Annotated in this window: 11 protein-coding genes and 1 pseudogene; 8 read left to right on the forward strand and 4 right to left on the reverse strand. The window is 68.1% G+C overall.

Translation table 11 applies throughout. The annotated features are described in order from the left end of the window. Positions 1–133: 133 nt before the first annotated feature. Positions 134–1285 (forward strand): Mrp/NBP35 family ATP-binding protein, encoded by a 1152-nt coding sequence (locus tag BN4346_RS41330; protein ID WP_067975411.1) that lies wholly within the window; start codon positions 134–136, stop codon positions 1283–1285. Between the two features lie 100 nt (positions 1286–1385). On the opposite strand, the gene tatB is transcribed toward BN4346_RS41330, so the two are convergent. The 4 genes from tatB to sigE all read right to left on the reverse strand — a co-directional run bounded on the left by tatB (position 1386) and on the right by sigE (position 4686). Next, positions 1386–1769 (reverse strand): Sec-independent protein translocase protein TatB, encoded by a 384-nt coding sequence (tatB, locus tag BN4346_RS41335; RefSeq protein WP_067975414.1) that lies wholly within the window; start codon positions 1767–1769, stop codon positions 1386–1388. Between the two features lie 12 nt (positions 1770–1781). After that, positions 1782–3281 (reverse strand): serine protease HtrA, encoded by a 1500-nt coding sequence (gene htrA, locus BN4346_RS41340; RefSeq protein WP_067975417.1) that lies wholly within the window; start codon positions 3279–3281, stop codon positions 1782–1784. An 87-nt stretch (positions 3282–3368) separates the two neighbouring features. Next, the gene (gene rseA / locus BN4346_RS41345) at positions 3369–3776 is read right to left on the reverse strand and encodes an anti-sigma E factor RseA (protein WP_067975420.1); all 408 of its coding nucleotides are present in this window, start codon (positions 3774–3776) and stop codon (positions 3369–3371) included. 118 nt (positions 3777–3894) lie between these two features. Beyond that, entirely contained in the window at positions 3895–4686 is a 792-nt protein-coding gene (gene sigE, locus BN4346_RS41350) for an RNA polymerase sigma factor SigE (RefSeq protein ID WP_067975423.1), read from the reverse strand. A 193-nt stretch (positions 4687–4879) separates the two neighbouring features. Between sigE and BN4346_RS41355 the strand changes: the two genes are divergently transcribed. From BN4346_RS41355 to BN4346_RS48220, 7 genes and pseudogenes are all read left to right on the forward strand, one after another. Further along, a complete protein-coding gene (locus tag BN4346_RS41355) occupies positions 4880–5653 on the forward strand; it encodes an O-methyltransferase (RefSeq protein WP_067975427.1) in 774 nt (257 codons plus the stop codon). 168 nt (positions 5654–5821) lie between these two features. Continuing rightward, positions 5822–6457 carry a TetR/AcrR family transcriptional regulator gene (locus BN4346_RS41360; RefSeq protein WP_067975429.1) on the forward strand — a complete coding sequence of 212 codons (636 nt, stop codon included), beginning with the start codon at positions 5822–5824 and terminating at the stop codon, positions 6455–6457. Beyond that, positions 6447–7352 (forward strand): ABC transporter ATP-binding protein, encoded by a 906-nt coding sequence (locus BN4346_RS41365; RefSeq protein ID WP_067975432.1) that lies wholly within the window; start codon positions 6447–6449, stop codon positions 7350–7352. The genes BN4346_RS41360 and BN4346_RS41365 overlap by 11 nt, the downstream gene beginning before the upstream one ends. After that, positions 7349–8986 (forward strand): ABC transporter permease, encoded by a 1638-nt coding sequence (locus tag BN4346_RS41370; protein ID WP_208863259.1) that lies wholly within the window; start codon positions 7349–7351, stop codon positions 8984–8986. Before BN4346_RS41365 ends, BN4346_RS41370 begins: the two co-directional genes overlap by 4 nt. Positions 8987–8996: 10 nt before the next feature. After that, on the forward strand, positions 8997–9671 hold the full coding sequence (locus BN4346_RS41375; protein ID WP_067975434.1) for a methyltransferase family protein: 675 nt from the start codon (positions 8997–8999) through the stop codon (positions 9669–9671). A gap of 36 nt (positions 9672–9707) precedes the next feature. Then, positions 9708–10382 (forward strand): methyltransferase family protein, encoded by a 675-nt coding sequence (locus BN4346_RS41380; RefSeq protein ID WP_407695147.1) that lies wholly within the window; start codon positions 9708–9710, stop codon positions 10380–10382. A gap of 99 nt (positions 10383–10481) precedes the next feature. Continuing rightward, positions 10482–11247, forward strand: a pseudogene (locus BN4346_RS48220) (hypothetical protein); the annotation flags it as partial.

Genomic DNA, 11247 nt, shown 5'->3' on the forward strand with positions numbered 1-11247 from the left:
TCCCCGGACGTACCGGGCGCGCCGCCAGCGCCGGCGCCCGCCGGTGCACCGCAGGACGGGTCGCAGGCCGCCCCGCCGGCCTGACCTATCTCACAGGCAAAGGCCCTGTCCTACTGGCTTAGACTCGGTTGCGATGTCCGAGAATCCCGATGACACTGCAGCCCTGCACGACGCCATCTATGCGGCGTTGGGCACCGTGCTGGATCCCGACATTCGGCGTCCGATCACCGATCTGGGCATGGTCAAAAGCATCGAGATCGCGGACGACCGCAGTGTCCACGTCACGATCTACCTGACGATCGCCGGCTGTCCGATGAAGGCCGAGATCACCAACAACGTGACCACAGCGATCAACGACGTGCCCGGCACCGGACCCGTCAAGGTCAGCCTGGATGTCTTCAGCGACGAGCAGCGCGCCGAGCTGCGCAAACAGCTGCGGGGCGACGCTCGAGAGCCGGTAATCCCGTTCGCCCAGCCGGGTTCGCTGACCAAGGTGTACGCGATCGCCTCCGGCAAGGGCGGGGTCGGCAAATCGAGTGTGACGGTCAACCTCGCGGTCGCGCTGGCCGAACGCGGCATGTCCGTCGGGGTGCTCGACGCCGACATTTACGGCCATTCGGTACCGCGGATGATGGGCGTCACCGCCCTGCCCACCCAGGTCGACTCGATGATCATGCCGCCGATCGGATACGGCGTGAAGGTGATCTCGATCGCGATGTTCACCCAGGGCAACACGCCGGTGGTGTGGCGCGGCCCGATGCTGCACCGGGCGTTGCAGCAGTTCCTCGCCGACGTCTACTGGGGCGACCTGGACGTGCTGTTGCTGGATCTGCCGCCGGGCACCGGCGACATCGCGATCTCGGTGGCCCAGCTGGTCCCGTCGGCCGAGATCCTGGTGGTGACCACGCCGCAGCAAGCCGCCGCGGAGGTGGCCGAGCGGGCCGGGGCGATCGCGCTGCAGACCCGCCAGCAGGTCGTCGGGGTGGTGGAGAACATGGCCGGACTGGCGATGCCCGACGGATCCACCATGCATCTGTTCGGCGAGGGCGGCGGCGAGCGGGTAGCCGAGCGGCTGACCCGGGCGATGGGCCGTGAGGTGCCGCTGCTCGGCCAGGTGCCGATCGACAGTGAGATGGTGACCGGCGGCGACTCCGGATCGCCGGTGGTGCTCTCGCCGGACTCGGCGGCGGGCAAGGAACTACGCCGCGTCGCCGATCAGCTGGCGACCCGCCGACGTGGACTGGTGGGGATGTCGCTGGGCTTGGACACCGGGGGCAAGCGCTAAGGCCGCCGTCTCCCGCGAGACCGAGAATATGCAGGAAAAGTGCGAGTGGGCACCTGCGTGGGTCCAGTCTCGCGGCATTGCGACACCGCCGGAATGCAGGTCAGGTGGCGTCGGTGTCGAAGGGAGCCGGACCACCCGGCTCGGGCACCACAGCCGGTATCGGCGGCATCGGTTGAGGCGTGGCGGCCAGTGAACCGACCGCGGTGAACAGCGAATCGTCGCCATCGAGCAGATGCCGGGTCAGCGCGGCGCGCGGCGTCATGCCGCGCAACTTCTGCAATTCGCTCAGCGGCGCCCGCAAGTCCTCGAACTCCGGACCGATCTCGTCGCGCAGCTGGTCGGTGGCGTTGGCGACGTAGTCTCGGGCCTGACGCAGCGCACCGGCGGTCCACCGGATGGCTCCCGGCAACCGCTCCGGGCCCAAGATCACCAGCCCGAGCACCACCAGGACCAGCATCTCGCCCCAACCGACATTCGCGAACATCGAGGCGGACTTCTAACCGTCGGCGGTGGGGGTCACCGTCAGCGTCACGTGCCGCCCATCCCGGACCACCTCGACGGGCGCTTCCTTGCCGATGGTCAGATTGCGGACCGCCACCACGAATTCGTTGGCGTCGGCGACGCTGCGGTCACCGATCTTGACCACCACGTCGTTCTCCAGCATGCCGCCCTTCTCCGCGGGGCTGCCTACCTTGACGTTGGCGATCTGCGCGCCGGACGCGATGGCGTTGCTGACCGAGCGAGCGCTCACCCCCAGCGTGGGATGCACGATCTTGCCGTCCTTGATCAGCGCCTCGGCCACGGTCTTCATCTCGTTGACCGGGATCGCGAATCCCAGGCCGCTGGCGCTGTCGGACAACGACTTTCCGGCAGTGTTGATCCCGACCAGCTGCGCATCCATGTCGATCAGCGCACCGCCGGAGTTGCCGTGGTTGATCGAAGCGTCGGTCTGGACCGCGTCGATGACGGTGTCGGTGTCGGAGTCGTCTCCGGATAGCGGCACGGGCCGGTGTACGGCGCTGATAATGCCGTGGGTCACGGTGCTGCGCAGGCCCAGCGGAGCGCCCGCCGCGATGACCTCGTCACCGACCCGGATCTTGTCCGAGTCCCCGAGACGGGCCACCGACAGGTTGTCCACGTTGTCGACCTTGAGCACCGCCAGGTCGGTCTTCGGGTCGCGCCCGACCAGGTTGGCCAGCACCTCTTTGCCGTCGTTGAACACCACCGTGGTCTTGAACTTGCTGGGGTTGTTGGCGGCTTCGGAGATGACGTGATTGTTGGTGACGATGTAGCCCTTGCCGTCGATGACAACACCCGAGCCCTGCATGCCCTGGTCGTCGCTGACCGACTCGATGGTCACCACCGAGTTGGCGATGGCCTCGGCCACCTTGGCGAACCGTCCGGCCGGCTCCTCGGCGTTGCCCTTGGTCGACAGCGTCACTTTCGACGTCGTGAAAGCCTCGACGACCTGCGCGGTGGTACGTCCGACCCAGCCTCCGACCATGCCGATCGCCAGCGCGATCGCGGCCAGCACGCCCAGGGCGCGGTACGAGATCCGATCGCCGAACAGCACGTCGCGCACACCGAGGCGGCCACCCAACTCACCGGCTGCCCGCGGTACGGGCGGGACCACGGCCGGCGCGCCGAGCGCGGCACCGGCGGCGGGGTCACGCCACGGGTCACCGGTGTCTTCCAACCCGTCCGGTTTGCCGTTGCGGCCCAGCGCGCCGGCGTCGGCAGGATGACGCTGCAACGACGGTCCGGTGCCGTACGGCCGGCTGAACGCCTCCTTGAGCACTGGGTCCGGCGGCAGGTCGCGCGGGGTGAACTCGCCCTGCTCGCGGTACTTCTTCGGCCGTACGTCGGCGGGCGTGAAAGAGCCGGGCACGCCGTCGGGCCGGCCGAAGGCCCTTTTGGACGCATTGTCCACGGGGGGCCGGTAGACCGGTCGCGGAGCCAAGCGGTTACCGCCGGCGTTCTCGTTGTTGGAGCTCACCTATTCCTCTTCCGGGTCCAGCCCTGGGGCGTTTCCAGGCTCCGCGAGCACAGCATCACCAGGCGCTGACGCCGCTGGAGATCCACCTTACCGACGTTTACCGCGTTCTTGAGGTTTGCCGTCGTCGAACCGGGCCGGCATGGGCCTGGTCGGCTCGTCAGGCGCACAATCTGCCGGGACATCGGGGATCTGGGCCAACAGGCCGAGCAGCGCGGAAGGGATCCGGATCGGATGCGAATCACGCAGAGCCGAGCGTGCCCGGCCCTGGTATTCCACTTCGGCCGCGCAGTCGGGACACAGCGACAGGTGGTGGGCCGCGCGCAGGTGCGCGTTCATCCGCAGCTCGCCGTCGACGTAGGCGGTGATGGCTTCGCTGCACAGGTGTTCGGTGGACCCGAACTGCCGCGGGGCACCGACCGGCGCATCACTTTGCGAGGCGAACTGAGCGGGCAGCCAGGAGAACGCGCGACGGAAGACACCTCCGCGGTCCGTCACACCGGACTCCTCTCCCGTCGCACACCCACATCAGAACTCAATCGGGCTGAATAAAGGCCCAATAAGAATGTAGCGCGATACCGCCCACGGACGTGGAAACCAATGGCCGAGCCGAGGCTCAGCCGGCCGCGACACCGCCAAAGGCGGAACCGTCGCGCTGAGCGGTTCGGGCGGCCAGGTAGTCCCGCAGCGCCTGCCGGCCCCGGTGAATACGGCTGCGCACGGTGCCCAGCTTCACCCCGAGAGTGGCCCCGACCTCTTCGTAGGACAGACCTTCGATGTCGCACAGCACGACCGCGGCCCGGAACTCCGGCGCCAGCGAGTCCAGCGCTGCCTGTAGGTCGGGATCCAGCCGCGCATCGTGGTAGATCTGCTCGGGGTCCGGCTCATCGGCGGGCACCCGGTCGTAGTCCTCCGGCAGCGCCTCCATGCGGACGCGGCCACGCCTGCGCACCATGTCCAAGAAGAGGTTGGTGGTGATGCGGTGCAGCCAGCCCTCGAAGGTTCCGGGCTGGTAGTTGTGCACCGAGCGGAACACCCGGATGAAGGTCTCCTGGGTGAGATCTTCTGCGTCGTGCTGGTTTCCGGAGAGGCGGTAAGCCAGCCGGTAGACCCGGTCGGCGTGCTGACGCACCAATTCGTCCCAAGACGGCATGGCCGCGACGTCTCCGGTGGCGTCGAACACCGCAGTGCCCTGCGGCTCCTCCGACGGTTCAACCCAGTCGGTCTCGGAGTAACGATCCGAGTGAGTGGTCGGGTGCGACATGGCGACCGGGGGCAGCAAAGTGGTTATGGCAGCGTCCTCTGGCTCAGAGCCGCCGTCCGGCGACGGCAGCGCACTATCGCGGTCAACGCGCAACGGGCCCCTCGTATTCCGAGCGTCTCGAGGCCAGCTCATACCTCGTTCCATGCCGATACCGTTGCCTATCGCTGTATGTCCGCTCTGTGCTGGCACTGAACGCCGACTGTGAACCTGTGTTCGAATAGGCCGCGCAGTGCGGTTATAGCGCCAGATAACAGTTCGGACACGGCCCCCGTCCCGGGCGTGTCGGGCGGGCGCGCCGGTGCGCGGGCCGCAATCGCTTTGTCCTACGCTCAGCCTCATGGCCAGCACCGACGAAACCTCCGGGGAGCCGCCGCGCAGTCGAGCCGACGCACTCTTGGCGCACGCCGAGGACTCCATGACCGAGGACGCGGTTTTGGCGGCCGCCCGCGACCGGGCCGGTGAGATCGGCGTCGGATCGATCAGCGCTGCGGTCGGCGCGCTGCTGAGCCTGCTGACCAAGCTCAGCGGCGGTAAGACGGTCGTCGAGGTGGGCACCGGGGCCGGCGTCAGCGGACTCTGGCTGCTCTCGGGCATGGGCGAAGACGGCGTGCTGACCACCATCGACATCGAGCCCGAGCATCAACGCACCGCCAAGCAGGCGTTCAGTGACGCCGGTATCGGTCCCGGCCGGACCCGCTTCATCAGCGGCCGCGCCCAAGAGGTGCTGACCCGTCTCGCCGACTCGTCCTATGACCTGGTGTTCGTCGACGCCGACCCGATCGACCAGCCCGGTTACGTGCTGGAAGCCGCTCGGTTGCTGCGCCCGGGCNTGCTGACCCGTCTCGCCGACTCGTCCTATGACCTGGTGTTCGTCGACGCCGACCCGATCGACCAGCCCGGTTACGTGCTGGAAGCCGTGCGGTTGCTGCGGCCGGGCGGTGTCGTCGTGGTACACCGGGCCGCCCTGGGCGGCCGGGCCGGAGATCCGACCGCCAACGACGCCGAGGTGATCGCGGTGCGCGAAGCCGCCCGGCTGATCGCCGTGGACGAGCGCCTGACCCCAGCGCTGATTCCGCTGGGAGACGGCCTGCTGGCCGCCGTCCGCGATTAGCCCGTCCCCTTTTCCGGCCCCGCCCTCTTTCCGGCGCCTCCCCCTTCCGGTGAGCGTGCGCACTTGACGTGCAAACACGCGCACTCGCGAGGTGGGCGGGGTACCCGCACCTTGCGCCAATGGGCAAAGTCTTGACACTCGACTGAACGCGCGTTTAGCGTATTGAACATGCGTTCAGCGGACCTGACGGCTACGGCGAAAATCCGCGATGCGGCCATCGACCAGTTCGGGCGGCACGGTTTCAGCGTGGGCATCCGGGCCATCGCCGAGGCGGCCGGCGTCAGCGCCGCCCTGGTCATCCACCATTTCGGCTCCAAGGAAGGGCTGCGCAGGGCCTGCGACGAGTTCGTCGCCGAAGAGATCCGCAGCGGAAAATCCGAGGCGCTGCAGTCCTCCGACCCGGCGACCTGGTTCGCCGCGATGGCCGAGATCGAGTCCTATGCGTCGATGATGGCCTACCTGGTGCGCAGCATGCAGTCCGGCGGCGATCTGGCAAACACGTTGTGGCGCAAGATGATCGACAACGCCGAAGGCTACCTCGACGAGGGCGTACGCGCCGGCACCCTCAAACCCAGCCGCGACCCCAAAGCCCGGGCCCGCTTCCTGGCTATGAACAACGGCGGCGGATTCCTGTTGTACCTGCAGATGCACGAGAACCCAACCGACCTGCGCGCCGTGCTGCGCGACTACGCCAAGGACATGGTCCTGCCCGCACTCGAGCTTTACACCGAAGGCCTGATGACCGACCGCACCATGTACGACGCCTTCCTGGCGACCGAACAAGGGGGATCCGATGCGACCTGACAACCATTGGCCGGCAATCGAAATTCGGAGACTGGAGAAGAGCTTCGGCCAGGTCAAGGCGCTCGACGGGTTGGATCTGACCGTCTACGGCGGTGAGGTGCACGGCTTTCTGGGCCCCAACGGCGCCGGCAAGTCCACCACGATCCGCGTCCTGCTGGGCCTGGTGAAGGCCGACAGCGGGACCGTGCGATTGCTCGGCGGTGATCCCTGGGCCGACGCGGTCGAGCTGCACCGCGAAATCGCCTACGTGCCCGGTGATGTCACCCTCTGGCCATCGCTGACCGGCGGCGAGATCATCGACCTGTTGGGGCGGATGCGCGGCGGCATCGACGAGCACCGCCGCGACGAGCTAATCGAACGCTTCGACCTGGACCCGAGCAAAAAGGCCCGCACCTACTCCAAGGGCAACCGCCAGAAGGTCTCACTGATCTCCGCCTTCTCCTCGCACGCCCGACTGCTCGTGCTCGACGAACCCAGCAGCGGACTGGACCCCTTGATGGAGAACGTATTCCAGCAGTGCGTTGCCGAGGCGAGCCGGCGCGGCGCCACCGTGCTTCTCTCCAGCCACATCTTGGCCGAGACCGAGACGCTGTGCCAGCGGGTGACGATCATCCGGGCCGGGCGCGTCGTGGAGAGCGGTTCGCTGGAATCCCTGCGGCACCTGCGCCGCACCTCGATTCAGGCCGATCTGATGCGCGATCCCGGTGATCTGACTCGCATCCCGGGCGTCGCGGACGTGCACTACAGCGGCACCGTGCTGCACGCCCAGGTCGACAGCGTCAGCCTGACCGAGCTCATCGCGGTGCTCGGCGCGGCCGGCGTGCGCAGCCTCACCAGCCGGCCGCCGACGCTCGAAGAGCTGTTCCTGCGTCACTACGACACGGTCCGGGCATGACCACCACCGCCGTCGCGCAGCCCGCGTCACCGCAATACCGGCGGAGCGGATCGACTCTCGTTGGCACGCTGGGGTTGCTGCGCCTGTGTCTGCGCCGCGACCGCGTCGTGCTGCCCTTGTGGGTGCTGCTGTTGTCGCTTCCGCTGGCCAGCGTCTACATCGCGAGCATCGAGGCGATCTATCCCACCGCCGCCGACCGCGCCGGCCTGGCCGCGACCATCATGGCCAGCCCGGCGCAGCGCGCGATGTACGGCCAGGTCTACAACGACTCCCTTGGCGCGGTGGGCATCTGGAAGGCCGGGATATTCCATCTGCTGATCGCGGTGGCGGTGATTCTGACCGTCATCCGGCACACCCGCGCCGACGAGGAAACCGGCCGCGCCGAGTTGATCGACTCGACCGCGGTGGGCCGCTACGCCGGGCTGACCGCCGCGCTGCTGTTGGCGGCGGGCGCGTCGGTGGCCACCGGTGTGATCGGGACGGCGGGGCTGCTGACCACCAATGTGCCGGCCGCCGGATCGTGCGCCTTCGGGGCGGCACTGGCCTGCTCCGGGCTGGTGTTCACTGCCGTGGCCGCGGTCGCCGCCCAGCTATCGCCTGGCGCCCGGTTCGCCCGGGGCGCCGCGTTCGGCGTGCTGGCCGGCGCCTTCACGCTGCGCGCCGTGGGCGATGCGGGATCGGGCGGGTTGTCGTGGCTGTCGCCGCTGGGCTGGTCGCTGCAGGTCCGGCCGTACGCCGGTGACCGCTGGGGGGTGCTGCTGTTGCACCTGGCGACGACGACGGCGCTCATCTGGCTGGCCTATCGACTCGCGGCCCGTCGTGATGTCGGCGCCGGACTGCTGGCCGATCGTCCGGGCCCGCGCCGGGCAGCGCCGACACTGGGCGGTGCATTCGGACTAGCATGGCGACTCGACCGCGGGGCGCTGCTGCTGTGGACGACCGGCCTGGTTCTCTACGGACTGCTGGTCGGCAGCGTGGTGCACGGTATCGGCGACGAGGTGGGCAGCGACCGCGCCCGCGACATCGTCATCCGGCTGGGCGGAACCGCGGCACTGGAGCACGCATTCATCGCGGTGGCCTTCAGCATGCTGGGCATGGTCGCGGCCGCGTTCGCGGTGTCGCTGGTGCTGCGGCTGCACCAGGAGGAAACCGCGACACGCGCCGAGACCCTGCTCGCCGGCGCGTTGTCGCGAAATCGTTGGTTGGCCAGTCATCTGGTGGCCGCACTGGCCGGGTCGAGTTTCGCGATGCTCGCCGCCGGTCTGGTGGCCGGAATCGTCTACGGAACCGCGGCCGGCGACATCGGCGGGCAGGTGCCCGCGGTGGTGGGCAGCGCCGCAGTGCAACTGCCGGCGGTCTGGCTGCCCGCGGCCGTGGCGGTCGCCCTGTTCGGGCTCGTCCCAAGAGTCGCGCCCGCTGCGTGGGCGGTGCTGACCGGCTTCGTCGCGCTGTATCTGCTCGGCTCCATCTCCGGCCTGCCGCAGCGGGTGCTTGACCTGGAACCGTTCGCCCACGTTCCGGTGGTCGCAGACGGCGCGTTCCGCGTCGTTCCGCTGATCGTGCTGCTGGTGATCGACGCCGCGCTGATCGCCGTGGGCTTGCAGGGTTTCCGGCGCAGAGATCTCACGACGTGAGGAGAATGACGTGAAAACTATTGGTAAAGGCTTGCTTTCAGCATCGTTGGGATTGATTGCCTTCGGACTGCTGCTGTTCGTGCCGGCCGGGACACTGCACTACTGGCAGGCCTGGGTATTCCTGGCGGTCTTTGCCGCATCCACCTGGATCCCGAGCATCTACCTGATGCGCACCAACCCGGCCGCCCTTCAGCGGCGGATGCGCTTCGGGCCGACAGCCGAGACGCGGCCCCTGCAGCGAATCGTCATCGCGGTGATCTTCATCTGTTTTCCGGCCATGTTCGTGGTCAGTGTCCTCGATCATCGGCTGGGATGGTCGACGGTGCCGATACCGGTCTGCCTGTTAGGTGATGCCCTGGTGGCGATCGGGCTGGTGCTCGCCATGGCGGTGGTGATCCAGAACGGGTATGCGGCCGCCAATGTCACCGTTGAAACCGGCCAGACGCTGGTCTCGACCGGCCTGTACGGGGCGGTGCGCCACCCGATGTACACCGGCAATGTGATCCTGATGATCGGCGTCCCGCTCGCGCTGGGCTCCTATTGGGGGCTGGTCTTCGTATTGCCCGGGCTGATCGTGCTGGTGCTGCGCATCTTCGACGAGGAGAAGCTGCTGGCACACGAGCTCAGCGGATATCGCGAGTACACCGGGCGGGTGCGCTATCGCCTGCTGCCCTATGTGTGGTGAGACATGTGTGGTGAGACCGAAAGGACACCCGTGAACATCAAGGCAATCGGTCAGGGCGTTGGCTACGGCTTGATGGCGGCGGTCGTCTACGGCCTGCTGTTGTTCTGGCCGGCGGGCACCTTCGACTACTGGCAGGCCTGGGTATTCCTGGCGGTCTATGGCGTCATCAGCACCACGTGCTGCATCTATTGGGGTCTGACCAATCCGGCGGTGCTGCAGCGACGGCTGCGCGGCGGACCGAAGGCCGAAACCCGGCTCGCGCAAAAGCTGGCCAGCACCGCCCTGATCGCAGCGTTTGGCTCGGTGTTCCTGGCCAGTGCACTGGATCACCGGTTCGGTTGGTCCGCGGTGCCGACGGCGGTGTCGGTGCTGGGCCAGGTCGTGGTGGTGCTCGGGCTGGGTCTGGGCATCCTGGCCGTCGTACAGAACGGCTACGCCGCGGCCAACATCACCGTCGAGGACGACCAGCCGGTGATTTCGACCGGCATGTACGCCCTGGTCCGGCACCCGATGTACTTCGCCCTGCTGGTCACCATGGTCGGTCTCGCGTTGGCGCTCGGCTCGTACTGGGGACTGGCAGGCGCACTGATCAGCGTGCCAATCCTGGTGGTGCGAATCCTCGACGAGGAGCAGTTGCTGGCCCAAGAGCTCAGCGGATACCGCGAATACACCCGCCACGTCCGTTACCGTTTGCTGCCCAACCTCTGGTGACCGCGCTACTCCCGGCTCACTCAGATACCGCGGGCCACCCAATTGACTTATAGTTCCCTGAGCCCTAGCTGTTAGTGGGCCTCAGGAAGGTGGGTGGTCATGCGCGCACGCGTATCAGGCGGCAACGGTGGTCGCACCCTCTCCCCCACCCGGACCGCCGCAGCGACCGCAGGCGCCCTGCTCGTCGGCCTCACCCCGATGCTGGCCGCCGCCCCCGCGCAGGCGGAGTGGGACTGGCTGCTCGATGCCGCGGCGCCGGTGGAAGTCGCCGGCAGTGCGGCGGGCGGGCTCGACCTCGGCAGCCTGATGGCGCTGGTCCAGTCCTTCACCGACCAACTCGATCCGGCCACCAACAAGCTGTTCTCCGACGCCATCGACGCGGTGCTGGCCTGGCCGGGCCCGAGCCAGTCCCTCGACATCGCCGAAGTGGTGAACCAGTTCATCTACGCCCCGCTGCATGACGGACTGCAGCAATGGGTTTCCAGCCCGTTCGGCGAGCTCAGCCTCGGCCTGATCAACGCACCGTTTACCACGCTGTTCGGTCGCGATCTGATCGGCGACGGCATCAACGGGTTCGACGGCGTCAACACCAGCTTGTTCGGTCAGTCGGGCTGGTTCGGCGACGCCGGCGATGGCGGGTTCCTGTTCGGCGACGGCGGAGCCGGCGTCGTGGGTATCGATGGTATCGGCGGTGCCGGCGGTGACGCTGGCCTCTTCGGCAACGGTGGCGCCGGCGGGCTGGGCGGTGCCGGTTCCGCCGGCGGCGACGGCGGGGCCGGCGGCTGGTTCCTGGGCATCGGGGGCACCGGTGGTACCGGCGGCAACGGGGACCTCGGCGCGGACGGCGGGGCCGGCGGCGTGGGCG

This window comes from Mycolicibacter icosiumassiliensis (genome assembly GCF_900078685.2).
Classification (GTDB): domain Bacteria; phylum Actinomycetota; class Actinomycetes; order Mycobacteriales; family Mycobacteriaceae; genus Mycobacterium; species Mycobacterium icosiumassiliensis.